Source organism: Mesorhizobium sp. CO1-1-8, from assembly GCF_020164875.1.
GTDB lineage: Bacteria > Pseudomonadota > Alphaproteobacteria > Rhizobiales > Rhizobiaceae > Mesorhizobium.
Genome location: NZ_JAIUGZ010000019.1, coordinates 1 through 23,864, shown reverse-complemented (window position 1 = coordinate 23,864; position 23,864 = coordinate 1). Strand labels below are relative to the sequence as shown.

Annotated in this window: 28 protein-coding genes and 1 other RNA gene; 12 read left to right on the top strand and 17 right to left on the bottom strand. The window is 62.6% G+C overall.

What is annotated here, in order from left to right; all coding sequences use genetic code 11:
• The first annotated feature begins 207 nt into the window (after positions 1–207).
• Positions 208–1,695: a carboxypeptidase M32 gene (locus LB558_RS28120; RefSeq protein ID WP_224700526.1), complete on the top strand. Its 1,488-nt coding sequence runs from the start codon at positions 208–210 to the stop codon at positions 1,693–1,695.
• Between the two features lie 37 nt (positions 1,696–1,732).
• Here the strand turns inward: LB558_RS28120 and LB558_RS28115 are convergent, their stop codons facing one another.
• Positions 1,733–3,532 carry an ABC transporter transmembrane domain-containing protein gene (locus LB558_RS28115; RefSeq protein ID WP_224700525.1) on the bottom strand — a complete coding sequence of 600 codons (1,800 nt, stop codon included), beginning with the start codon at positions 3,530–3,532 and terminating at the stop codon, positions 1,733–1,735.
• 206 nt (positions 3,533–3,738) lie between these two features.
• On the opposite strand from LB558_RS28115, the gene rpmE reads away from it, so the two are divergent.
• The gene (gene rpmE, locus LB558_RS28110) at positions 3,739–3,960 is read left to right on the top strand and encodes a 50S ribosomal protein L31 (protein WP_023811830.1); all 222 of its coding nucleotides are present in this window, start codon (positions 3,739–3,741) and stop codon (positions 3,958–3,960) included.
• Positions 3,961–4,087: 127 nt separating this feature from the next.
• On the opposite strand, the gene LB558_RS28105 is transcribed toward rpmE, so the two are convergent.
• Complete coding sequence (locus LB558_RS28105) at positions 4,088–4,729, bottom strand: TetR/AcrR family transcriptional regulator (RefSeq protein WP_224700524.1); 642 nt, start codon at positions 4,727–4,729, stop codon at positions 4,088–4,090.
• A gap of 119 nt (positions 4,730–4,848) precedes the next feature.
• On the opposite strand from LB558_RS28105, the gene LB558_RS28100 reads away from it, so the two are divergent.
• A complete protein-coding gene (locus LB558_RS28100; RefSeq protein WP_224700523.1) occupies positions 4,849–5,328 on the top strand; it encodes a DUF1772 domain-containing protein in 480 nt (159 codons plus the stop codon).
• Positions 5,329–5,349: 21 nt separating this feature from the next.
• The gene (locus tag LB558_RS28095) at positions 5,350–5,544 is read left to right on the top strand and encodes a hypothetical protein (protein WP_224700522.1); all 195 of its coding nucleotides are present in this window, start codon (positions 5,350–5,352) and stop codon (positions 5,542–5,544) included.
• Here LB558_RS28095 and LB558_RS28090 read toward each other — a convergent pair.
• The 3 genes from LB558_RS28090 to LB558_RS28080 form a co-directional block, all read right to left on the bottom strand.
• Positions 5,517–5,813: a SelT/SelW/SelH family protein gene (locus tag LB558_RS28090; RefSeq protein ID WP_224700521.1), complete on the bottom strand. Its 297-nt coding sequence runs from the start codon at positions 5,811–5,813 to the stop codon at positions 5,517–5,519. The two genes, LB558_RS28095 and LB558_RS28090, sit on opposite strands and share 28 nt — an antisense overlap.
• Before the next feature lie 20 nt (positions 5,814–5,833).
• Entirely contained in the window at positions 5,834–6,583 is a 750-nt protein-coding gene (locus LB558_RS28085; protein ID WP_224700520.1) for a YebC/PmpR family DNA-binding transcriptional regulator, read from the bottom strand.
• A gap of 213 nt (positions 6,584–6,796) precedes the next feature.
• Positions 6,797–7,120, bottom strand: a complete 324-nt coding sequence (locus LB558_RS28080; RefSeq protein ID WP_224700519.1) for an ArsR/SmtB family transcription factor — start codon at positions 7,118–7,120, stop codon at positions 6,797–6,799.
• A 52-nt stretch (positions 7,121–7,172) separates the two neighbouring features.
• Here LB558_RS28080 and LB558_RS28075 point away from each other — a divergent pair, with 52 nt between their 5' ends.
• The 3 genes from LB558_RS28075 to LB558_RS28065 are packed head-to-tail and all read left to right on the top strand — an operon-like array spanning position 7,173 to position 8,532.
• On the top strand, positions 7,173–7,655 hold the full coding sequence (locus tag LB558_RS28075) for an SRPBCC domain-containing protein (protein ID WP_224700518.1): 483 nt from the start codon (positions 7,173–7,175) through the stop codon (positions 7,653–7,655).
• 20 nt (positions 7,656–7,675) lie between these two features.
• Complete coding sequence (locus tag LB558_RS28070) at positions 7,676–8,038, top strand: VOC family protein (protein ID WP_127411811.1); 363 nt, start codon at positions 7,676–7,678, stop codon at positions 8,036–8,038.
• 26 nt (positions 8,039–8,064) lie between these two features.
• Complete coding sequence (locus LB558_RS28065) at positions 8,065–8,532, top strand: SRPBCC family protein (protein WP_224700517.1); 468 nt, start codon at positions 8,065–8,067, stop codon at positions 8,530–8,532.
• A gap of 16 nt (positions 8,533–8,548) precedes the next feature.
• Here the strand turns inward: LB558_RS28065 and LB558_RS28060 are convergent, their stop codons facing one another.
• The 4 genes from LB558_RS28060 to ssrS all read right to left on the bottom strand — a co-directional run bounded on the left by LB558_RS28060 (position 8,549) and on the right by ssrS (position 11,112).
• Entirely contained in the window at positions 8,549–9,310 is a 762-nt protein-coding gene (locus tag LB558_RS28060; protein WP_224700516.1) for a TerC family protein, read from the bottom strand.
• Positions 9,311–9,384: 74 nt separating this feature from the next.
• Positions 9,385–10,209 carry a YmdB family metallophosphoesterase gene (locus LB558_RS28055; protein WP_027037218.1) on the bottom strand — a complete coding sequence of 275 codons (825 nt, stop codon included), beginning with the start codon at positions 10,207–10,209 and terminating at the stop codon, positions 9,385–9,387.
• 63 nt (positions 10,210–10,272) lie between these two features.
• The gene (locus LB558_RS28050; protein ID WP_224700515.1) at positions 10,273–10,860 is read right to left on the bottom strand and encodes a 5-formyltetrahydrofolate cyclo-ligase; all 588 of its coding nucleotides are present in this window, start codon (positions 10,858–10,860) and stop codon (positions 10,273–10,275) included.
• Positions 10,861–10,956: 96 nt separating this feature from the next.
• Positions 10,957–11,112: non-coding RNA, 6S RNA (ssrS, locus tag LB558_RS28045), on the bottom strand.
• 148 nt (positions 11,113–11,260) lie between these two features.
• Between ssrS and LB558_RS28040 the strand changes: the two genes are divergently transcribed.
• The 5 genes from LB558_RS28040 to msrB all read left to right on the top strand — a co-directional run bounded on the left by LB558_RS28040 (position 11,261) and on the right by msrB (position 15,254).
• On the top strand, positions 11,261–12,100 hold the full coding sequence (locus tag LB558_RS28040) for an AAA family ATPase (protein ID WP_224700514.1): 840 nt from the start codon (positions 11,261–11,263) through the stop codon (positions 12,098–12,100).
• Between the two features lie 91 nt (positions 12,101–12,191).
• Positions 12,192–12,638, top strand: coding sequence for a GNAT family N-acetyltransferase (locus tag LB558_RS28035; protein WP_224700513.1), 447 nt, complete (start codon positions 12,192–12,194; stop codon positions 12,636–12,638).
• A gap of 7 nt (positions 12,639–12,645) precedes the next feature.
• A complete protein-coding gene (locus LB558_RS28030; RefSeq protein ID WP_224700512.1) occupies positions 12,646–13,836 on the top strand; it encodes a vWA domain-containing protein in 1,191 nt (396 codons plus the stop codon).
• A 19-nt stretch (positions 13,837–13,855) separates the two neighbouring features.
• Positions 13,856–14,653 carry an MBL fold metallo-hydrolase gene (locus LB558_RS28025; protein WP_224700511.1) on the top strand — a complete coding sequence of 266 codons (798 nt, stop codon included), beginning with the start codon at positions 13,856–13,858 and terminating at the stop codon, positions 14,651–14,653.
• 196 nt (positions 14,654–14,849) lie between these two features.
• Positions 14,850–15,254, top strand: coding sequence for a peptide-methionine (R)-S-oxide reductase MsrB (gene msrB, locus LB558_RS28020; RefSeq protein ID WP_013529102.1), 405 nt, complete (start codon positions 14,850–14,852; stop codon positions 15,252–15,254).
• A 93-nt stretch (positions 15,255–15,347) separates the two neighbouring features.
• Here the strand turns inward: msrB and LB558_RS28015 are convergent, their stop codons facing one another.
• From LB558_RS28015 to LB558_RS27980, 8 genes are all read right to left on the bottom strand, one after another.
• Positions 15,348–15,659 carry a hypothetical protein gene (locus LB558_RS28015; RefSeq protein ID WP_224700510.1) on the bottom strand — a complete coding sequence of 104 codons (312 nt, stop codon included), beginning with the start codon at positions 15,657–15,659 and terminating at the stop codon, positions 15,348–15,350.
• A 7-nt stretch (positions 15,660–15,666) separates the two neighbouring features.
• Complete coding sequence (locus LB558_RS28010) at positions 15,667–16,107, bottom strand: DUF4268 domain-containing protein (RefSeq protein ID WP_224700509.1); 441 nt, start codon at positions 16,105–16,107, stop codon at positions 15,667–15,669.
• Positions 16,108–16,157: 50 nt separating this feature from the next.
• A complete protein-coding gene (locus tag LB558_RS28005; protein ID WP_013529099.1) occupies positions 16,158–16,418 on the bottom strand; it encodes a DUF2312 domain-containing protein in 261 nt (86 codons plus the stop codon).
• Positions 16,419–16,574: 156 nt separating this feature from the next.
• Positions 16,575–20,033, bottom strand: a complete 3,459-nt coding sequence (gene pyc, locus LB558_RS28000; protein ID WP_224700508.1) for a pyruvate carboxylase — start codon at positions 20,031–20,033, stop codon at positions 16,575–16,577.
• Between the two features lie 290 nt (positions 20,034–20,323).
• Positions 20,324–21,442: a branched-chain amino acid ABC transporter substrate-binding protein gene (locus tag LB558_RS27995; RefSeq protein WP_224700506.1), complete on the bottom strand. Its 1,119-nt coding sequence runs from the start codon at positions 21,440–21,442 to the stop codon at positions 20,324–20,326.
• A 137-nt stretch (positions 21,443–21,579) separates the two neighbouring features.
• Positions 21,580–21,927 carry a DUF6867 family protein gene (locus LB558_RS27990; RefSeq protein ID WP_023811804.1) on the bottom strand — a complete coding sequence of 116 codons (348 nt, stop codon included), beginning with the start codon at positions 21,925–21,927 and terminating at the stop codon, positions 21,580–21,582.
• Positions 21,928–22,038: 111 nt separating this feature from the next.
• On the bottom strand, positions 22,039–22,767 hold the full coding sequence (locus LB558_RS27985; protein ID WP_127260487.1) for an ABC transporter ATP-binding protein: 729 nt from the start codon (positions 22,765–22,767) through the stop codon (positions 22,039–22,041).
• Positions 22,767–23,864 (bottom strand): ATP-binding cassette domain-containing protein (locus tag LB558_RS27980; RefSeq protein WP_224700505.1); only part of this gene is annotated, 1,098 nt, incomplete at its 5' end. The genes LB558_RS27980 and LB558_RS27985, both read right to left, overlap by 1 nt.

Below are 23,864 nucleotides of genomic sequence, written 5' to 3'. Positions count from 1 at the left end.
GAAAAGTGCGAAGCGGTTTTCCGTCCGGAATTGCGCCAAGAACAAGAGATAGAGCGGTTCTGCGTTTCCGTGAAACGATGAACCGCTCTGTCAGCATTCCATGCGCGGCATCGCCTGCGCAAGGTGCATTTGCCCGACGGCATCTGAGGGTTGCCAACGCATTTGCGTTGGTGTCTTTTCGCGCCGTCCCCAATCACGGAAGCCGCCATGTCCTTTCAGAAACTCGATGATCTCGGCCACAAGCTCGAAGCGCTCGAGCACGCGCTGGCCATCCTCGGCGCCGACGAGGCCACCCACATGGCCGTGGGCGGTGGCGAGAAGCGCGCCGAGGCGATGTCTGCACTGGCCGGTATGTACCACACCAGGGCGACGGCGCCGGAGATAGCAGACTGGATCGTCGTGGCCGAACAGGAAGCGTTGGGTGAAGAGCAGCGCGCCGCGGTCTTGGAACTGCGGCGCCAATATACCAACCTGACCTGCCTGCCGGTCGAATTCGTCGAACGCCAGACGACCGCGCGCATGCGTTGCGAGCAGCTGTGGCGCGGCCTGCGCGCCAAGAACGACTGGGCAGGCTTCCAGCCGGCGCTGGAGGGCGTCGTGGCGCTGGTGCGCGAGGAGGCGGCGCTGCGTGCCGACGTGCTCGGCCTAGCCCCCTATGACGCGCTGATGGAGCAGTACGATCCCGGCAACCGCACCGCCGACATCACGCCAGTCTTCACCGACCTGAAGGCTTTCCTGAAAAGCTTCGTGCCGGAGGCGCTGGCGATCCAGGACGCGCGGCTGCGCAAGCGCCCGCTGAAGCCGCTGTCGGGCACCTATGCGATTGATCGGCAGCGCGAGCTCGGCCTTGCCATGATGGCGTCGGTCGGCTTCGACCTGACGCACGGGTCGCTGTCGGTGTCGCACCACCCTTTCTGCGGCGGCGTGCCGAGCGACGTGCGCATCACCACCCGCTACAAGACCTCCGATTTCCTGTCGGCGCTGATGGGTGTGCTGCACGAGACCGGCCATGCGCTCTACGAACAGAACCTGCCCAAGGCGTGGTCGCACTGGCCGCTCGGCAAGGCGCGCGGCATGGCGGTGCATGAAAGCCAGAGCCTTTTTGTCGAAAAGCAGCTCGGCCGCAACCCGGCCTTCTGGCGCTGGGCGCTGCGGGTGGTCGAAAAGCATCTCGGCGAAGCCTGGTCACTCGACGATATCCTGCCGCATGTGCATCGCGTCGAGCGCGGACTGATCCGGGTCGATGCCGACGAGGTGACCTATCCCCTGCATGTTATCCTGCGCTACGAACTGGAGCAGGATCTCGTCGCCGGCAAGCTTGAAGTGGCCGACCTGCCCGAAGCCTGGGACGCCAAGATGCGCGACTATCTCGGCCTTTCCACCATCGACAACCCCGCCGACGGGCCGATGCAGGACGTGCATTGGCCGGGGGCCGCCTTCGGCTACTTCCCGTCCTACACGCTGGGCGCGATGATGGCGGCGCAGCAATGGGCAGCGCTGACGCGGGAACATCCGGCCGCCGATGACGATCTCGCCAAAGGCAATTTCGATGTGATCAACGACTGGCGCCGCCAAAAGATCTGGTCGCAGGGGTCACGCTGGTCGACGCCGGACCTGCTCGAACGCGCCACCGGCGAAAAGCTCAACGCCACCTATTTCGTGAACCATCTGAAACAGCGCTACGGAGCCGCGTAAGGACGGTCGGCACATCAGGAACGCAAGATGGTTCTGACTACTCAGCCGCGCCCCTGAAAGCACTCGCGCCGGTTTCGAACTGCAGCTTGGCCAGCCGCGCATAAATGCCGCCCTTGGCGACAAGGCTCTGATGCGTGCCTTCCTCGACGATCGAGCCGCCATCCATGACCAGGATCCTGTCGGCCTTCAGCACCGTCGCCAGGCGGTGGGCGATGACGATCGTGGTGCGGCCCTGCATCAGGCGTTCCAGCGCCGTCTGCACCAGCGTCTCGCTCTCGGCGTCGAGGGCGGAGGTGGCCTCGTCGAGCAGCAGGATCGGGGCGTCGCGCAGGATGGCGCGGGCGATCGCAACCCGCTGGCGCTGGCCGCCTGACAGCGTCACGCCGCGCTCACCGACCTGGCTGTCATAGCCTTTTTCCAGCTTGAGGATGAATTCATCGGCAAGCGCATCCTTCGCCGCCGTCTCGATTTCGGCCTTGTTGGCTCCCGGCCGGCCGAAACCGATATTGTCACGAGCGCTTGCCGCGAAAATGGTGACGTCCTGCGGCACGATCGCGATGCGCTGGCGGACCGAAACGGGATCGGCCTCGCGCACGTCGACGCCGTCGATCAGGATCTTGCCAGTTTCGGGATCGTAGAAGCGCAGGATAAGCGAAAACACCGTGCTCTTGCCGGCCCCTGACGGCCCGACGATCGCCACCGTCTCGCCCGGCATGACCTGAAAGCTCAAGCCGTGCACGGCAGCGCGGTCGGGCCTTGCCGGGTAGGAGAAGGAGACATTGTCGAAGACGATCGCGCCCTTGGCGACGGTCGGCAGCGGCTTTGGATCGGCGGGAGCCTGGATCGCCGGCTTCTCGGCCAGGATCTCGGTCAGCCGTTCGGCGGCACCCGCCGCTTGCGCAAGCTCGCCCCAGACTTCCGACAACGCCCCCAACGCGCCGGCGGCGAACACCGAATAGAGCAGGAACTGGCCGAGCGTGCCCGGCGATATCGAGCCTTCGAGCACATCGCGCGAGCCGAACCACAGCACCGCCACGACTGACGAGAAGATGGTGAAAATGGCGAAGAAGGTAAGGAAGGAGCGCGCGAAGATCGAGGAGCGTGCCGCCTCGAAAGCAGCTTCCACCGCGGCCGAGAAATGCCCGGTGACCAGTTTCTCATTGGTGAAGGCCTGCAGCGTGCGCACCGCGCCGATCTGCTCGCTGGCATAGGCGGTGGCATCGGCCAGCGTATCCTGCGCCTGGCGTGATTTGCGCCGCACCGAGCGGCCGAAAGCGACCAGCGGCAGCACGATGACGGGTATCGCTGCGATGACCAGGCCCGACAGTTTCGGACTGGTGACGACCATCATCCCCACCGCGCCAAGACCAAGGATGACGTTGCGCAGCGCCACCGAGGCGGTCGCCCCGACCGCCGACTTGACCTGCGTCGTGTCGGCGGCAAGCCGCGACACGATTTCGCCCGACTGGGCGGTGTCGAAGAAGGCAGGCGACAGCGTCGTCACATGGGCAAACACATCGCGCCGGATATCGGCGACGACGCGCTCGCCGAGCGTGATGACGAAATAGTAGCGGCCGGCCGATGCTGCCGCCAGTACGGCGGCCATCGCCACCAAGGCGGCGAAATATTCGGCGATGAAGGTGGTGCTGGCCGACGAGAAGCCATGATCGATCATGCGCCGCACCGCCAGCGGCAGCGCCAGCGTGGTTGCCGCCGCGATGACCAGCGAGATGATGGCGCCGACGACCAGCGTGCGGTAGTGCGTGATATACGGAAACAGGCGCCGGAGCGGCTTGAGCGAACGCCGGCGCTCGTCTGCGCTGGTGATTTGCGCCATCCCGATGTTTCCTCCAGCCGCCCTTGGGGTCTGCGCCTCAATATGCGCTTGCCGCGGCCTTGTGATTCAATTCCGGCTGATGTATAGGCTCGCCGACCGTTTTAGAAGCCGTGGCTCCTCAATAGCTGCGGCTTCGAGTTTTAAAAAGAGGCGCATCGACGCAGGCTTATGCCCGTCAGCCGCGCCGGCAAGCCAGGAACCGAGCCATGAAGAGCGCTATTCATCCCGACTACCACACCATCAAGGTCGTCATGACCGACGGCACCGAATACACGACCCGTTCGACCTGGGGCAAGGAAGGCGATACGATGAACCTCGATATCGACCCGACCACTCACCCGGCCTGGACCGGCGGCCAGCAGACCCTGCTCGATCGCGGCGGTCGCCTGTCGAAGTTCAAGAAGCGTTTCGAAGGTTTCGGCATCTAATTGCATGTCGCCCAAAAGTGCGAAGCGGTTTTGGGATAACGACTTGCATCAAGTAAGAACTTAAGCCAAACGACCTTTCGCAGATCAAAACCCGCCTCCGTGGCGGGTTTTTTGTTGCGGCGCGGCGCTACTGGGCCAGCAATTCCCTTAGCGCCATGCGCTTGTAGGCGGCGACCAGCCTGTCGCCCTCCTGCCGCTCGACGGAGATCGCCAGCCGCATGGCGGCTTCGCCCATCTGCCAGACCAGGAACGCTGTGGTGTCGAGAGCCGCCGGATCGGCGTCGGGTCGCAAGCGTTTGAGCACCGTGGTCAGAAACCCGGCGTTGGCGCGGCTGTCGGCGAGTTCGAGTTGGCGCAGCGCCTTGTCGGCCTGCGTGCCCGACCAGATGTCGCGTATCACCGGCTCCGCCAGGAACAGCCCGTAATAGATATCGACCAGTTCCGTAAACGCCCGGCCCAGCCCTTCGGCATCGCTGACACCGGCGAGCGCGGCTGAGATGCAGGCCTGGCTTTCGGCGGTGTAGCGCTCGGCCAGCGCCCAGATGATCGCCCGCTTGTCCGGAAAAAACTGGTAGAGCGAGCCGATCGACACCCCTGCCCGTTCCGCCACCTCACCCATGCGCATGGCATCGCTGCCTTGCTCGGCGATCAGCGCCGAGGCAGCCGCCAGCATGCGCTCGACCCGCTCGCGGCTGCGCTGCTGGCTCGGCGCCCGGCGCGGTGAAGCAACCTGCTCCTGTGCGGAAACGGGGGCTGCCGCGTCTTCCATGACTGACTCCAAATGCATCAAAATCGCTTGACTCATAAAATACGAGGGTTTATCACGTTTTGCAAACATGAGGATTATTCATGTTTGCCGGAAAACACAACGGGCTTGGAGCAACTGACATGATCGCGAAACTTCTTCCCACTCTCATCTTCATCGCCGCACTCGGCTCTGGCCTCGTCGGCGGCGTCTTCTTTGCTTTCTCCAGCTTCGTCATGCCGGGCCTCGCCCGCATGCCAGCCGCAAGCGGGATTGCCGCGATGAATTCGATCAATGTCACAGCTGTGACCCCGCTGTTCATGACAGCGCTGTTCGGCACGGCCCTCGTCTGCATTGTTGTCGCTATCGGTGCGGTGATCGGCTGGAGCCAGCCGGGCTCGCTCTGGCTGATTGCCGGCAGCCTGCTCTATCTCATCGGCATCGTGGTGGTGACGATGATCTTCAACGTCCCGCTGAACGATGCGCTCGCCGCCGTCGATCCGGCCAGCAGCAATGGCGCAAGCCTGTGGTCGCGCTACCTCAATGAATGGGTGATGTGGAACCATGTCCGCACCATCAGCGGCATAGCCGCGCTGGCATCCTTCTGGTTCGCCACGCGTTGACGACGATGGATGGAGCGACCGATGAAGGATCAATACGCAAATATGGCCTTCGGCATGGCCATCGGAGTTGGTGTCGGTGCCGCGATCGGCACTGCTCTGGATGACCTTCCGATGGGCGTCGCCGTGGGTATTGCGATTGGCGCCGGCTCGGAGCGTGGCGACGCAACTGACGGAAGCGCCGGCGAGCTCTACGCCTTTGTCTTCCGATCGGAATGACCGAGATCGCGGTCCGGATCAATGACATCGCGGACCAGTTGCTTCAGTTTGGCCGCGTCTGGAAAGCCGCCGTCGCGCTTGCGGTCCCAGACCAGCGTGTCATTGCAGGAAATGGTGAAGATGCCGCCGGTGCCGGGCACCAGCGTCACTTCGCCCAGATCGGTGCCGAAGGTCGACAGCAGCTCCTGCGCCATCCAGCCAGCGCGCAGCAGCCACTGGCACTGCGTGCAGTAGGTGATACGGATGGCAGGGAGGAGCTGCTCGCTCATGCCGGGCTGAGCTCCTCCGCTCATGCCGCGCTGAGCTTGGCCATGGTCTCGTCGTCGACTTCGAAGTTGGCGTAGACGCTTTGCACGTCGTCGTCGTCCTCGAGCGTGGCGACCAGCTTCATCAGCGACTGTGCCCGCTCCTCGTCGACCGGAATGTTGTTCTGCGGCTGCCAGATCAGCTTCACCGATTCTGCCTCGCCGAGCGCGGTTTCCAGAGCTTTCGACACTTCGCCGAGATTCTCGAAGGCGCAATAGATGGTGTGGCCTTCCTCGTCGGTTTCCACGTCGTCGGCGCCGGCTTCGATCGCCGCTTCCATGACCTTGTCGGCGCTGCCGGCCGATGCCGGATAATAGATCTCGCCGATGCGGTCCCACATGAACGACACCGAGCCGGTTTCGCCCATCGCCCCACCGGCCTTGGTGAAGGCGGCGCGCACATTCGAGGCCGAACGGTTGCGATTGTCGGTCAACACTTCGACGATGACGGCGACGCCGCCCGGACCATAGCCCTCATAGCGCACGGCTTCGTAGTTCTCTGCATCGCCCATCGAGGCCTTGTTGACGGCGCGCTGGATGTTGTCCTTCGGCATCGACACCGCCTTTGCGTTCTGGATCGCCAGCCGCAAGCGCGGGTTCATCGATGGATCGGGCGTGCCGCTCTTGGCGGCGACGGTGATTTCGCGCGCCAGCTTGGAAAACATTTTAGACCGCACCGCATCCTGGCGGCCCTTGCGGTGCATGATGTTCTTGAACTGTGAATGGCCAGCCATGGCACCCCTGTCGTCTTCTCGGCTAGAGCATCCCGAAGCGAAGTGATCTGACCTCGTCTTCCGCAATGCCCGAATTCAAAATTTCAGAGCGTCCCAGGTGCACCTCGTGGAAGCACGGCGTTCTCTGTCGGAATGGCCGGCTTATAGTTAAATCGGCTCAATTCGTCCAGCCGCACCGCGCACGGGACGTGCGACATGGGCTGCTGCGAACGTTCACGCCTCCAGATCGGATTTCAGCCGGTCGATGATACTGAGGGCATGCCCGGCATACTGGCTGATCCAGCGGTCGTGGATCTGCTTGATCGGCAGCGCGTTGAGATGGTTCCAGCGCTCGCGGCCATCGCGCCGCGCAACGATCAGGTCGGCCTCCTCCAGCACTTTGAGATGCAGCATCACGGTGCAGCGATCGATATCGGGAAAGGCCTCGCACAGCATGCCGGTCGTCTTCGGTGTATCCTTCAGCTGATCCAGTATTTCACGCCGGCGCGGATGCGCCAGCGCCTTGAAAACATTGTCATCTTGCGATCGGCTTGACATGTTATGTTTATATAACATATTGTTGAGCCGATCAAGGGAAGGAGTTGTGGATATGTCACTTGGATTCAGTGTTTCCGGACGCATCGGCAAGCCGGTCGCCGACGTCTTCGACGCAGTCGTCAACCCGAGGAAACTGAGCGGCTATTTCACCACGATCGGCGGCGCCAGCGCCCCGCTGGAAGCCGGCGCCGGCGTCGTCTGGTGGGGCAAGGTGCCGGTCGAGGTCGACGAAGTGATCAAGGACCGCCGCATCGTGCTGCGCTGGGATGCCACCGATGCCGATGGCAAGCCGGCCTACAAGACCCGCATCGAGATGAATTTCGAACCGCTGGACGATGGCGGCACCTTCGTCACCATCGCCGAGAGCGGTTGGCAGGAAGGTGCGGTCGGCCTGAAGAAGTCCTACCTCAATTGCGAGGGCTGGTCGCAGATGCTGGCCTGCATGAAAGCCTATGTCGAATACGGCATCAATTTGCGCGACGGCTACTACCGCAGCGAGATGAGGGGCGAACCCGCCAATGAGACCAACGTTTGAACCCGACAACGGAGCCAGCTATGACCGCGACAATCACCGGCGGCATCAACATCGCCATGAAGGTACCGCCGCACCAATATGAGGCGACGATCGCCTTCTACCGCGACGTTGTCGGCCTGAAGCCGTTCACGGACAAGGCACCGGCCGTCGGCTTCGAGCTGGGGCCCAACCGCCTGTGGATCGATGAAGCGCCGATGATGAGCCAGGCCGAGGTGTGGCTGGAGCTGTTTACCGACGATTTTTCGACGGCTGCGGATCATCTCGCCAAGGCTGGCGTCGTGCGTTGCGACGTTATCGAGCCCTTGGGCGAGGGCTTTCGAGGCGGTTGGATCGCCAACCCGGCCAACATCGTGCACATGCTGCGCGAGCCCGATGCCTGGTGAGCGCCAAGCCACGAAAGGAGCATCCGATGGACATCCACGAAAAACCGACCGCCGAAGCCGGCATGCTGATCCGGCGGCCTGTCGCCGACGTGTTCGAGGCGATCGTCGATCCTGCCATCACCACGAAATTCTGGTTCACCCATGGCAGCGGCCGCTTGGACAGCGGCAAGCAGATCCGCTGGGAATGGCGCATGTATGACGTGTCGACGACGGTCGCTGTCAGCGAGATTGTTCCCAATGAAAAGATCGTCATGCAATGGAGCGATCCACCGACCACCGTGGTCTGGACTTTCACCGAAATGCCTGGCGAGACGACCTTTCTCGAGGTTCGCAATTTCGGCTTCGCCGGCGATGGCGACGAGCAGGTGAAAGAGGCCGTCGGCTCAACCGGCGGCTTCACGCTGGTGCTGGCCGGTGCCAAGGCGTGGCTGGAACAGGGCCTGACGCTCGGCCTGATCGGCGACCGTCACCCCAAGGGCGTGCCAGGGCACTAGGTGCTCAGGGCCTGCCTTAATGCCCTCCGCCCCGCTTCTTGCGCCGCCGCGCCAGCATGTTGAGCCCCTCGACCAGCGCCGAAAAGCCCATCGCCGCATAGATGTAGCCCTTGGGCACATGGTAACCCATGCCGTCTGCGATCAGCGTCATGCCGATCATCAGAAGGAAGCCCAGCGCCAGCATGACGATGCTCGGGTTCTTGGCGATGAAATTGGCCAGCGGCCCGGCCGCCAGCATCATCACGCTGACCGCCACGATCACGGCGATGTACATGATGGCGATCTCGTCGGTCATGCCGACGGCGGTGATGATCGAATCGATCGAGAAGACGAGATCCAGCAGCAGGATCTGGAAGATCGCGCCGGCAAGGCTGATCTGCAGCGTCTCGCCCATCATCGTATCCTTGTGGTCGTCGGGATCGACCGTGTGATGGATCTCCTTGGTCGCCTTCCAGACCAGGAACAGGCCGCCGGCGATCAGGATCAGGTCGCGCCAGGAAAAACCGTGGCCGAAGGCCGTGAACACCGGCGTGGTCAGCTGGACGATGATCGAAATGGTGGCCAGCAGCACCAGCCGCATGATCAGCGCCGCCGAGATGCCGAGCCGGCGGGCACGGGCCCGTTGTGCTTCCGGCAGCTTGTTGGTCAGGATCGAGATGAAGATCAGATTGTCGATGCCGAGCACGACCTCGAGCACGATCAGCGTCAGCAGCGCGACCCAGGCCGTCGGGTCGGAAACAAATTGAAAATGCGGCGCCAGGAATTCGATGAGCTGCATGGAGGTCGTCCCCTCTTTTAACGATCTAGAGCAGTGTCGCCGGCAGTTAGGTACTAAGGGTGCCTATATCAATGTCACGACCAGAAGGAGGGTGCGGTTTCCTCCAGCCGCGGCCCGCGACGAAACGGCGCGATCCGCTCGGTCAGCCCGGTGCGGTCGGAAATATCGACGCCGACGCCGCACAAGGTCGCCGGTCCGGTCGCCGCCTCGAAGCGGCCTTTCGGCACTTTCGACAGAAACCGGTTGAGCGGTTCCTCCTTGTCCATGCCGAGCGAGGAATCATAGTCACCGCACATGCCGGCGTCGGAAATATAACCGGTGCCGCCGTTGAGTATCTGGTGATCGCCGGTCGGCTGGTGGGTGTGGGTGCCGACGACGAGGCTGGCACGACCGTCGACGAAATGCGCGAAGCACATTTTTTCCGAGGTCGCCTCGGCATGGAAGTCGATAATCACGGCATCCGCCTGCTCGCCGAGCGGACAGGCGGCAAGCTCGCGTTCGCCGGCCTGGAAGGGATCGTCGAGCTCGGGATGCATGAACACCCGGCCCATGATGTTGGCGACCAGCACGCGCGCGCCGCTCCTGGCAATGTAGACACCGGAGCCGCGCCCGGGCGTGCCCTTGGGAAAGTTCGAGGGGCGCAGGAAGCGCTCTTCGCGCGGCGCGAAGGCGAGCGCGTCGCGCTGGTCCCAGACATGGTTGCCGGTGGTGACGACATCGGCACCGGCGGCGATCGTCTCGCGAAAGATATCTTCGGTGATGCCGAAGCCGCCGGCGGCGTTCTCACCATTGACGATGACGAAATCGAGTTTGAAGTCGGAGATCAGGCCGGGCAGTTGTTCCCACACCGCCGTCCGTCCTGTCTTTCCAACCATGTCACCGAGGAAGAGAAGTCTCATATGATCCCGCACCGAAGGTCAGCGAAAGCTGCATGACGCCAGTGAAGATCATGCGTCTCCTATCTACAATTTTGGCGCGAAGCGGCGCAACCCGCTCTCGGTCAGTATTTCCGGAATGACGACGTCATGTTCCTCATCCGGCACCATTGCCACCTCCTGGCAGTCGAAGGCGATGCCGACCAGCCGCGGCGGCTGTCCCTTGTCGATCAGCTTGGCGATGGCGCGGTCGTAATAGCCGGCACCATAGCCGATGCGATGGCCGCGCGCATCGAAGGCGGCGAGCGGCACCAGCATCACCGAGGGGTCGAGCACCTCGGCTTCCTCGTGCGGGCCGACCGTGCCGAAACCCATCTCGACCATCGGCGCGTCGCGCACCAGTTCGCGAAAGACGATGGTGGTCTTGTCGAGAATGGCCGGCAGGCAAAGCCGTGCGCCCTTTTCACGCAAGGCAAACATCAACGGCCGAACGTCGACTTCGGAACGCATCGGCCAGAAGCCGGAAACTATCTGGCCCGGCTCGACATGGAGGTGATCGCGTGCCGTCTCGGCCATTTCAAGCGCGACCTCCACCCGCCAGAATTCATCGAGCGCATCGCGGCGTCCGAGGGCCTCACGGCGAAGCTGCTTTTTCAGGTCTTTGAGAGAGGTCATGCAGCCAGGGTAGAAAAGGTCAGATTTGGATGGAGTGTTGGGAGCGACGTTTTCCTCCGCAATCATCCACCGAAATGCGGGACGAGTGGCGATAAGTGACGATCCACGCAACCGGTGGAGAGAGCGATCCCGGGAACCTACAAAGTAGGTGGGCGCCGTGTGAGAAAACCCACGGGTCTTCCCAGGGACAGCTCCCTAAGGATCGTTAAGGCCCCGGGGAAAATGTTCTCCTGCCGGGAAGCACAGACCGTCCCGCCCAATATAGGCTGCCGGCCGGCTAAGCGCCAGTGAGACAGGCGTTCTTTCCGTGTTGGGTTCAGGCCCTCGCGCCGCCAACACCTCACCCTTGCACAGGCACGGCCGCGTCCTTACGGTCGCGATGACCAACCGAGGAGCAAGAATGCGTTTTGAAGGCACGGCGGCCTATGTCGCCGACAAGGATCTGATGGTGGCCGTCAACGCGGCGATCGCGCTGGAGCGGCCTTTGCTGGTCAAGGGCGAGCCCGGCACCGGCAAGACGGAACTCGCCCGCCAGGTGGCTGCTGCACTCGGGCTCGACCTCATCGAATGGCACGTCAAGTCGACGACGCGGGCGCAGCAAGGTCTTTACGAGTATGATGCCGTCTCGCGCCTGCGCGACAGCCAGTTGGGCGACGAGCGCTTTAACGACATCAGGAACTACATCAAACGCGGCAAACTCTGGGAGGCGTTCGCCGCCGGCAGGAAGGTCGTGCTCTTGATCGACGAGATCGACAAGGCCGACATCGAATTCCCCAACGATCTCCTGCAGGAACTCGATCGGATGGAGTTCTTCGTCTACGAGACCGGCGAAACCATCCGCGCCGCCGTCAGGCCGATCGTCATCATCACCTCCAACAACGAGAAGGAGTTGCCGGACGCGTTCCTGCGCCGCTGCTTCTTCCACTACATCCGCTTTCCCGACGTCGAGACGCTGCACAGAATCGTCGATGTCCACTATCCCGGCATCAAGCAGAACCTGGTTCGGGCAGCCCTTACCCAATTCTATGAGATCCGCGATGTGCCGGGGCTGAAGAAGAAGCCGTCGACATCCGAGGCGCTCGACTGGATAAGGCTGCTGGTCGCCGACGACATCGCGCCCGAGGATCTGCGCGCCGATCCGAAGAACGCACTGCCCAAGCTGCATGGCGCATTGCTGAAGAACGAGCAGGACGTGCATTTGTTCGAGCGGCTGGCTTTCATGACACGAAGGCAGCAATAGGTCAGCAGCGTTTAGCGCTTTCCTGTCTGTGGACCGTTGCCGGCAACCGAACAGGCAAGCAGCTTCGGCAAGAACCTTCGAAGGAGATGAAATGTCTGAGATTATCGTCCGCCCGCTCGCGCAGTCCGACCATGCCGACTGGCGGCGGCTGTGGACAGACTATTTGACCTTCTACGAGACCAAGCTTCCCGAAGAGGTCTACGCCGTCACCTGGAAGCGGCTGTTCACGGCGGGTGAGTTCGAGCCGAAAGGCTTCATCGCCACGCTGGACGGCAAGGCGGTCGGCCTCACCCACTATCTCTACCACCGCTCCGGCTGGTCGGAAAAAAACAACTGCTATCTGCAGGACCTGTTCGCCGACCCTGACGTGCGCGGCAAGGGCATCGGCGCGGCGCTGATCGAGGCAGTAAAACAGGAAGCCGCGAAAATCGGCGTCAAGAACGTCTACTGGATGACGCACGAGACCAATACCACGGCGCGCAATCTCTACGATCATGTCGCGCGCCGCACGGGCTTCATCGAGTATGATTTGCTGTAGATAGACAATGTTCATCCCCTTCTTCCTCGAATTGAAGGCCGCTCGTGTTCCCGTTTCGCTGCGGGAATATCTGTCGCTGCTGGAGGGGCTGGAAGCCGGGCTGGTCGACTACGACGTCGAAGGTTTTTACTACCTCGCCCGCGCGGCGCTGGTGAAGGACGAGCGCCATATCGACCGCTTCGATCAGGTGTTCGCCCATGTCTTCAAGGGCATTGAAGCATTGGGCGGGCCGGATGCCGTCGATGTCGCCAACATCCCCGAGGAATGGTTGCGCCGCCTCGCCGAAAAGCACCTGACCGACGAGGAGAAAAAGCTGGTCGAGGCGCTCGGCGGTTTCGAGAAACTGATGGAGACATTGAAACAGCGGCTGCAGGAGCAAAAAGGCCGCCACCAGGGCGGCTCGAAATGGATCGGCACCGGCGGCACCTCGCCCTTCGGCGCCTATGGCTACAATCCCGAAGGCGTGCGCATCGGTCAGCATGAAGGCCGCAACCGCCGCGCGGTGAAGGTGTGGGACAGACGCGAGTTCAGGAATTTCGACGATGCGGTCGAGCTCGGCACCCGCAACATCAAGATCGCGCTGAAGCGCCTGCGCCGCTGGGTGCGCGAGGGCGCCGAGGAGGAATTCGACCTGCCCGGCACCATCCACGCGACGGCCGAACATGGCTACCTCGACGTGCAGACGCGGCCAGAGCGGCGCAACGCGGTGAAGCTTTTGATGTTCTTCGATGTCGGCGGCTCGATGGACGACCACATCAAGAGCGTCGAGGAGCTGTTCTCGGCCGCCCGCGCCGAATTCCGCCAGCTCGAATATTTTTATTTCCACAACTGCCTCTATGAGGGCGTGTGGAAGGACAATCGCCGCAGGCATGCCGAGGTGATTCCAACCTTCGACCTGCTCCACAAATACGGGCCGGACTACAAGGTGATCGTCGTCGGCGACGCCTCGATGAGCCCTTACGAGATCGCTCACCCCGGCGGTTCGGTCGAGCACTGGAATCCGGAGGCAGGCAGCGTCTGGCTCGGCCGTCTGCTGCAGCAATGGTCGAACGCGGTATGGCTGAACCCCGAAGACCCCAAGAACTGGAGCTACACCCATTCGATTGCGATGATCCGCGACATCTTCGGCGGCCGCATGTTCCCGCTGACGCTGGCCGGACTTGAGGGCGCGACCAAGCAGCTTTCAAGAAAGCACTGAAGACCGACAAGGAGATCCGATGATCTGCTTCCTCTGCCTGCAATGCGGCGTCCAGTTCGCGGCGACAGAGACGCCGCCAAAACATTGCCCGATCTGCGAGGACGAGCGCCAATATGTGCGCTGGGAGGGCCAAGCGTGGATCACGCCGGAGGAACTTGCTGAAAGGCACCGGCTTGTGATGAAGGATGATACCGGCGTTCTCGCCTTCGGCATCGAGCCGCGCTTCGCCATTGGCCAGCGGGCGCTGCTGGCACAGACGCCGCACGGCAACGTGCTGTGGGACTGCGTCTCGATGGTCAGCGACGAGACGGTGGCCGAGATCAACCGCCGCGGTGGCCTGACGGCGATCGCCATCTCGCACTGCCATTATTATTCGGCGATGGCCTGTTGGAGCGAGGCGTTTGGCGGCGTGCCGATCTATCTCCATGCCGATGACCGCCAATGGATCATGCAACCGCACAAGGCGATCGTCAGCTGGGAAGGCGAGACGCTGGCCATAAACCCTTCGCTGACGCTCATCCGCTGCGGTGGCCACTTTGCCGGCGGTCAGGTGCTGCACTGGAAACGCGATGACGGCGACGTCTTGCTGGCCGGCGATATCCTGCAGGTGACGCCGACGCGCCGCCACGTCAGCTTCATGTACAGCTATCCGAACTACATTCCGCTCAACGCAGCGGCCGTGCGCCGCATCGCGGCGGCGCTGCAGCCATTCGCGTTCGACCATATCTATGGTGCATGGTGGAACCAGAATGTCATCGGGGGCGCAAAAGCGGCGTTGGCTGCTTCGGTCGATCGCTATCTGGCGGCGATCGCATAAAGATCACGATCGAAATGCGGGCAAATCGCGTAACAAATGCCTATCTTGGTGCGAATACGAGGTTGCAATCCGCGCATGATCCCGAACCTCCGGTTCGGAAAGGATCATGCGCAAAACCAAAATACTACAGCGCCCTTTGCGCGTCCGATGGACGCGCGGCGCTGCAGGAGCGAGCCGGCAAGGCTGAGGAGATCACATGGACACCCACACCTACCCTGTAACCCGCACCGACGCCGAATGGCGCGCCCGGCTGACGCCGGAGCAGTATGCCGTCATGCGCGGCCACGGCACCGAGCGGCCGGGAAGCTGCGCTTTGCTCTACGAGAAGCGCGCCGGCACCTTTTCCTGCGTCGGCTGCGACCAGCCCTTGTTTGAATCCAAGCTGAAGTTCGAGAGCGGCACCGGCTGGCCGAGCTTCAACGACCCGGTGCCGGGTTCGGTCGAAAACACCGTCGACCGCAGCTACGGCATGGTTCGCACCGAATGCCATTGCGCCCGTTGCGGCAGCCATCTCGGCCATGTCTTCGAGGACGGCCCGCCGCCGACCGGCCTGCGCTATTGCATCAACGGCGTGGCGCTGAAATTCGAGCCGGCGGCCTGAACCCGAAATTTGATCGTGAAACAGTGGGAAGGGCGGCTGCGGCCGCCCTTTTTTGTTTGCGTCTGTGAAGTTGGCTGGTGCGCCGACGCCCGCTCAGGCCACGACCGTCAGGATTAGCCACAATGTGGCGCCGAGCGTCATCAGCGAGGCCTTGGCGCCACTGGCCTTTTCCGTTGTTCGCCATACGGCAAAGGTCAGAAAGATGTTGTAGGGCACCGGCGCGAAATGCACCGCCAGAACCAGCGCGAGCGGCAGCTTCAGTCCGAGCAGGATGATCGCGGCCACCAAAGATGCGACGTTGAGCGCCGTGCCGACAAGAACAAGGTCGCGCCAGAACAGCCGGTCGAGCGGCACCAGCCCTTGCCAGCGTGAGCGCAAGAAGGATCCGACGCCTCCTGGCAACACCTGATCTCTACCCCTGTCCCAGGACTTCGGTTACCGCACGCTCGAAGCGCGAGCATTCGGTCACCAGCCAGTCGGCCATGGCTGGCCAGTTATCCTCGGCATAGCAGTTCACCCGCCACATCGAATTGATGCCGAGATCCTCGCAGCTCTGTTCCGGTCTGAGCTTCAGCCTGGCTTCGATATCAGGCTGGAACGGTTTCAACCGCGACCACGCCTGCGTGGCGCCGAACTTCTCGTTGCGGCCGAAGAAGACGCCGACCTGGCTCTGCGCCGGCGCGACATACATGGAAAGGACCAAAGCGAAATCGGGCAGCCCGCGCTGCCAGAACCAGGGTCCGCGCCTCGCCATCAGAGCCCTTTCTTCCGGGTGCCGCTCGGCGAACAGCGTCCAGAAGCCGCGCTGGCGGAATTCAGAGGCGCGGCGGGCGCCGAAGTCGAATTCGCTCATGGCTCAAACCGTATCTCCGGCAACCGTGTCGGTGCCGGGGCCGGCTAGTCTTACACCATGCCGAGCGCGGCCTTGTATAGATCGAGAATGGTTTCCTCTTCCTGCCGCTCGGCCTGGTCCTTCTTGCGCAGCCGGATGATCGTGCGCATCGCCTTGGTGTCGAAGCCGGTGCCCTTGGCCTCGGCGAACACTTCCTTGATGTCGTCGGAAATGGTCTTCTTCTCTTCCTCGAGCCGCTCTATGCGCTCGATGAAGGCACGCAGCTGGCCGGCGGCAACAGTCTGGCTGGTATCGGTGATATCGTCGGCCATATTTTTCTCCAAAAGAATCGGCTCCGCGACTCGCGGACGACTGCGGCAAAATTTGAGCCGGTTCGATGCCCGACCGGCGGCGGCGGGTCAAGCCGTTATCGACCAAGCCACGCGGGCTGCCGCCAGAAGCCGACAGCCAGTCCGTTTTGCGAACTCTTAATTGAAAGCGATCAGCAGATCCTTGGCATCGATCTGGTCGCCCGCCTTGACCAGCACCTCGGCGACCGTGCCGTCGCGCTCGGCATGCAGCGCCGTCTCCATCTTCATCGCTTCGATGGAAAGCAGCACGTCACCGGCCTTCACAGCCTGGCCGGCGGCCACCGAAAGCGCCGAGACGACCCCCGGCATGGGTGCACCGACATGTGCCTCGTTGCCGGGCTCAGCCTTGCGGCGGGCCTTGGCGGCGGACGCGCCATGCGCCCTGTCGGGCACCTTGACACGACGCGGCTGGCCGTTGAGCTCGAAGAACACGGTGACCATGCCCTTCTCGTCAACATCGCCGATGGCCAGGCAGCGCACCACCAGCGTCTTGCCCTTCTCGATGTCGACGAAGATCTCGTCTTCCGGCTTCATGCCGTAGAAATACGTCGGCGTCGGCAGGACGCTGACCGGCCCATAGGTTTCCTGCGCGCCGGCGAAATCCGTGAACACTTTCGGATACATCAGCCACGAGGCGAATTCGAACTCAGACAGCTTGCGCTCGAGCTTTTCCTCGATTTCCTTGCGGTTGGCCTTGAGGTCGGCCGGCTTGAGCAGCGAGCCGGGCCGCACCGTGATCGGCTTGTCGCCCTTCAGCGCCTTCCTCTGCAGCGCCGCCGGCCACCCGCCTGGAGACTGGCCGAGATCGCCGCGCAGCATCGAGACGACCGAATCCGGGAAGGCGATATCCTTGTCCGGGTTTTCGACATCGGCAACGGTGAGATCCTGGCTGACCATCATCAATGCCATGTCGCCGACGACCTTGGACGACGGCGTCACCTTGACAATGTCGCCGAACATCAGATTGACGTCGTGATAGGTCTGCGCCACCTCGTGCCAGCGCGTTTCCAGCCCGAGCGAGCGCGCTTGTTCCTTCAGATTGGTGAACTGCCCGCCCGGCATCTCGTGCAGATAGACCTCCGAGGCCGGCCCTTTCAGATCGCTTTCGAAGGCGGCGTACTGGTTGCGCACCGCTTCCCAGTAGAACGAGATCTTCCTGATCCATTGCGGGTCGAGACCGGGGTCGCGTTCGGTGCCCTTCAGCGCCTCGACGAGCGAGCCAAGGCATGGCTGCGAGGTGTTGCCGGAGAAAGCATCCATCGCCGCGTCTATGGCGTCGACGCCGCTTTCCACCGCCGCAAGCACCGTCGCCGCCGACAGGCCCGACGTGTCGTGGGTGTGGAAATGGATCGGCAGGTCGGTCGCCTCGCGCAGCGCCTTGAACAGCACGCGAGCCGCCGCCGGCTTCAGCAGGCCGGCCATGTCCTTGACGGCGATGATGTGGGCGCCCGCCGCCTGCAATTCCCTGGCCAGGCCGACATAGTATTTGAGGTCGTATTTTGCCCGCGCCGGATCGAGGATGTCGCCGGTATAGCAGATCGCCGCTTCGATCAGCTTGCCCTCGGCGCCGACCGCATCCATGGCGACGCGCATATTGTCGACCCAGTTCAGGCAATCGAAGACCCGGAACAGGTCGATGCCGCCGCTTGCTGCCTGTTTGACGAAATGCTGCACGACATTGTCGGGATAGTTGGTGTAGCCGACGCCATTGGCGCCGCGCAGCAGCATCTGCAACAGCAGATTGGGCGCCGCCTCGCGCACCAGCGACAGCCGCTCCCACGGATCCTCGGTGAGGAAGCGCATGGCGACGTCGAAGGTGGCGCCACCCCAGCATTCCAGTGATAGAAGCTGCGGCAAGGCACGCGCATAGGTACCGGCGATGCCGGCAATGTCATGCGTGCGCATGCGCGTCGCCAGCAACGATTGATGGCCATCACGCATCGTCGTGTCGGTGACCAGAACTTGCCTCTGATCGCGCATCCAGGCGGCGAACTTCTCCGGCCCGAGCACATCCAGCTTCTGCTTGCTGCCGCCGGGCACATTGCCGTTGAGGTAAGGCACCACGGGTGCCGCGGCATCGGCCTTCGGCTGCGGCCGGCCGCGCGTCTCGGGATGGCCGTTGACGCTGACGTCGGCGAGATAGTTGATGAGCTTGGTGGCGCGATCCTGACGCTTGACCTGCTGGAACAGTTCCGGCGTCGTGTCGATGAACTTGGTCGTGTAGGAATTGTCGGCGAAGCTCGGGTGGTTGATGATCGCTTCGAGGAAGGTCAGGTTGGTGGCGACGCCGCGGATGCGGAATTCGCGCAGCGCCCGGTTCATGCGCGCGATCGTCTCGGCCGGCGTCGGCGCCCAGGCCGTGACCTTCTCCAGCAGCGGGTCGTAGAAGCGGGTGATGACGGCGCCGGAATAGGCGGTGCCGCCATCGAGGCGGATGCCGAAACCGGTGGCGCCGCGATAGGCGGTGATGCGGCCGTAGTCCGGGATGAAATTGTGCTCGGGATCTTCGGTGGTGATGCGGCACTGCAAGGCATGGCCGTTCAGCCTGATGTCCTTTTGCGCCGGCACGCCTGATTCTGGCGTGCCGATGGCAAAGCCGTCGAGGATATGGATCTGCGCCTTGACGATATCGATGCCGGTCACCTGCTCGGTGACGGTATGCTCGACCTGGATGCGCGGGTTGACCTCGATGAAATAGAATCTGCCGGTGTCGGCGTCCTGCAGGAACTCGACCGTGCCGGCGCCGATATAGCTGGTCTCGCGGGCGATCTTCAGCGCATGGCCGCAAAGCTCCTCGCGCTGCGACAATTCGAGATATGGCGCCGGCGCCCGCTCGACGACCTTCTGGTTGCGGCGCTGGATCGAACAGTCGCGCTCGAACAGGTGCACCGCATTGCCATGAGTGTCGCCCAGCACCTGCACCTCGACATGGCGAGCGCGTTCGATCAGCTTTTCGAGATAGACCTCGTCCTTGCCGAAGGCGGCTTTCGCCTCGCGCTTGCCTTCCGTGACTTCACGGGCAAGGTCGGCTTCGGAACGGATGGAGCGCATGCCGCGGCCGCCGCCACCCCATGATGCCTTCAGCATCACGGGATAGCCTATTTCCTTGGCCAGTTTCTTGACCGCCTCCATGTCATCCGGCAACGGATCGGTGGCGGGGATCACCGGCACGCCGACCTCGATGGCGAGATTGCGCGCCGCGACCTTGTTGCCGAGCCGCCGCATTGTGTCCGGCTTCGGCCCGATGAAGGTAATGCCGGCCTCGGCACAGGCGTCGGCGAATTCGGGACTTTCCGACAACAATCCGTAGCCGGGATGAATAGCATCGGCACCCGACAGCCTGGCGACGCGGATCACCTCCTCGATCGACAGATAGCTTTCGATCGGCCCCATGTCCCTGGTCAGATGAGGCCCGCGTCCGACCTGGTAGCTCTCGTCGGCCTTGAAGCGATGCAGGGAGTACTTGTCTTCCTCGGCCCAGATCGCCACGGTTTTGAGGCCGAGTTCGTTGGTCGCGCGGAAGACGCGAATGGCGATTTCGGACCGGTTGGCGACGAGGATCTTCGTAATGGCCAAGGACTGGGCTCCAGCGACGGAAAGAAGAGAAATCGGCGCAATGATTAGCGTGAAAATGCTGCAGTGCAAACGAAATTGACGCCCATTTAAACCGATTGAAATGGAATCGTTGCGCCAGAGGCCTCTCGCATTCATCCAAACAGCCCGAAAAGCGCCGGCTTTGCGGCTAACGCACGATCATTCCCTGGCTAAGCACCCGGCTCCATCGGCCCCCCTGAATATGACGATGGCAAAAGAAAATGCCCGGCGCGAGGCGCCGGGCATCCGTAAATGGTTGGAGACTGACGAGCTTACATCTTCTGGATGTAGGTGTACTTGCCGTCGTCCCCCTTCTTCCATTCGTACATGACGTAGCCGGGCAGCGTCGGGTCGCCCTTGGCGTCATAGGACAGGTCGCCGAGCACGGTCTTGAACGGGCCGTTTTCATGCAGCGCCTTGGCAACCGCCTGCGGATCGTTCGACTTGGCAGCGGTGGCTGCCGCGGCGATCGCCTGCATGGCTGCGTAGGAGTAGAGCGTGTAGGCTTCCGGTTCGAAACCCTGCGCGCGGAACTTCTCGACGAGTTCCTTGTTGGCGGGGATCAGACGCGGATCCGGGCCGAACGTGTTGAGCGTGCCTGCAACCGCGTCGCCCGCGATCGAAGCCAACTCGTTCGACACGATGCCGTCGCCGGAAACCAGCGTCGCCTTGAGGCCCTGGTCGGCGGCCTGACGGATGATCAGGCCGGCTTCGGTGTGCAGGCCGCCCCAATAGATGATCGAAACGCCGGCTTCCTTCATCTTGGCGATCAGCGCCGAGAAGTCCTTGTCGCCGACGTTGATGCCTTCATACATGACTTCCGTCAGGCCCTTGGCATTCATCGCCTTCTTGGTTTCGTCGGCAAGGCCCTGACCGTAGGTGGTCTTGTCGTGCACGACGGCGATCTTGGCATCCTTGAAGTTGGCGGCCAGATAAGCACCGGCGATGCTGCCCTGCTGGTCATCGCGTCCGCAGGTGCGGAACACGTTCCACAGGCCGCGTTCGGTGAACTGCGGGTTGGTCGCGGCAGGCGTCACTTCGACGATGCCGTTTTCCGCATAGACTTCCGAGGCCGGGATCGAGACGCCGGAGTTGAAGTGACCGATCACGAACTTGACGCCGTCGCCGACGAACTTGTTGGCGACCGAGATGCCCTGCTTCGGATCGGAAACGTCGTCGCCGACTTCGAGCTTGATCTGCTCGCCATTGATGCCGCCAGCCGCATTGATGTCGGCGACAGCAGCTTCCGCACCCTTCTGCAACTGCGCGCCGAAGGCGGCATTCGGACCGGTAACCGGGCCAGCGACGCCCACCATTACATCAGCCCACGCGGCACCGCCGAACGCGACAAGCGCGGTCAGGGCGACGGCGGACAAAAGTGACTTTTTCATTTAAACGCTCCCATTAACGGAGTGGGCGTGGATGAAGCTTTCATGCGATGCCCACCCTTATCGCAGAAAGCATAGTTTGCCGATTTTCAGGCACTTGTCACGCCGATTCAATTTCGAGGCGGCGTTAATGATGAACGTCAACCTTTCGGTTTCCAGCTCAAGAGTGAAGCTCTTTCGTAGAGCCAATTATACTGTGTCACCATCTGGTTGGTGCGCGTGTATTGATAGCCGACGAAGCCGAGGATCATCAGCACGATGGTGTCGACGACATAATAGTGCAGCGAGAACATAGTGCCGCCGAACAGCGCGTGATGGATGAAGCGGATCGCGATGCCGAGGCCGAGCATATAGGCGAACAGCTGGATGAAGCTGCGCCACGTCTGAGCACTGGCCTTGCCCGTCATCCACGCCGCCCAGCCGCCGAGCAGACAGGTGACGAAGAAGAACTGCCAGATCGAGGGTTCCTCGTAAAGAATGCCCTGCATGGTGAAGTCTCCTTAGCATGATCCCGAAAAGTTGCGGACTTTCCGGACAAGATCATGCGACAAACAAACAATCTGGAGCGGAATGGCGAATGCACGCATTCCGCTCCGAACTCAGTGGTGTCCGCCTTCGAGATAGGCGGCGCGCACTTCCGGATTGGCGAGCAGTTCCTTGCCGGTGCCGCTCATCGTCACATTGCCGTTGACCATGACATAGCCGCGCGTGGCGAGCTTGAGCGCGCCGAAGGCGTTCTGCTCGACCAGGAACACGGTCAGCCCCTGGGTGCGGTTCAGTTCGCGGATGGCGTCGAAGATCTGCTTGACGATCAGCGGCGCAAGGCCCAGCGACGGCTCGTCGAGCAAAAGCAGCTTCGGCCGTGCCATCAGCGCGCGTCCGATCGACAGCATCTGCTGCTCACCGCCCGACAGCGTGCCGCCGCGCTGCGCGATGCGCTCCTTCAAGCGCGGGAACAGCGTGAACACCTTCTCGACGTCCTCGTCATAGTGCTTGAGGTTGTCGAGGCTGGCGCCCATCTGCAGGTTTTCCATCACCGTCATGCGCGGAAAGATCCGCCGACCCTCGGGCGACTGGGCAATGCGCATGCGTGCGATCTCGTGCGTCGGCATCTGGGTGATGTCGGTGCCGGCAAAGGTGATGGTGCCGGCGCGAGCCCGCGGCGCGCCGAAGATGGTCATCATCAGCGTCGACTTGCCGGCGCCATTGGCACCGATCAGCGCCACGATCTCACCCTGGTTGACGGTGACATCGACGCCGTTCAGCGCCCGGATGTTGCCGTAATAGGTCTGCACGCCCTTGATATCGAGCAGCGTTGTCGCGGCCATCACTTGCCCCCTCCACGCTTGCCCGCCACGGGCTTGGCAGCGGTCTTGCTCGCGGTCTTTCCGGAGGCTGCCTTTGCAGTCTTTGCGGAAGCATGGCTTGTCGACACCTTGCCCGCATCGACGCGGCGCGAGAATTCCGTGTCCTTGCCCTGGCCGAGCAACCTGGCCTGTTTGACCCATTCCTCGCGGGCGATACGTCCGTCAAAGGCGAGATAGGCTTCGGCGGCCTCGACGTCGGCCTTTTTCCAGGCGCCGATCTGGTCGAAGTGGAAGATGCCGTGATCGTTGAGCTTCTTCTCGTTGACCGTACCGATGCCCTTGATGCGGGTCAAATTGTCGGCCTTGCCGCCGCGAGGCGCAGCCAGCCGGTTGGAGATCTCTCCAGCCTTCGCCGCAGGCTTGGCGGATGCAGTCGACTTCGCCGCCGTGCCGGTTGCCGCCTTTGTCGCTTTCGGAGCGGGCTTTGCCTTCGTCGCCGGCACGGTTGCCAGCGAGGCTGCCTTGTTTGCCGCGGCGAGCGACCTGGCGTCGACCTGACCGGCCTTTGACGCTCCCTTGGCCACCGTAACCCGCTCGCCCGAACTATGGCCGACCGTGTCGGTCACCGGCCCGGCGAGATAGGATGACGATGTTCCCGGACCATGCGCGGCATCCGGCCCTGTATCGAGCTGTTCGATGACATCTTCGTCGCCGACTTCGGTGAGGACCGCCTCGACTTCCTCGTCGTCGACGCCGAGATAGGCGGCGATGACGCGCGGATCTGTGCGCACCGACTGCGGACTGCCGTCCGAGATCTTGCGGCCATACTCCAGCACCACGACATGGTCGGAGATTTGCATGACCACCGACATGTCGTGCTCGATCAACAGGATCGAGGCGCCGGAAGTGTTCTTGATGTCGATCAACAGCTCGTTGAGCGCCGCCGATTCCTTCGGATTGAGGCCGGCGGCCGGCTCGTCGAGGCACAGAAGCTCGGGTCCCGTGCACATGGCGCGAGCGATCTCGAGACGGCGCTGCGCGCCATAGGGCAGGTCGCCGGCCGGGTCGTCGGCACGGTCGACAAGATCGGCCTTTTCCAGCCAGTGCTTGGCAAGCTC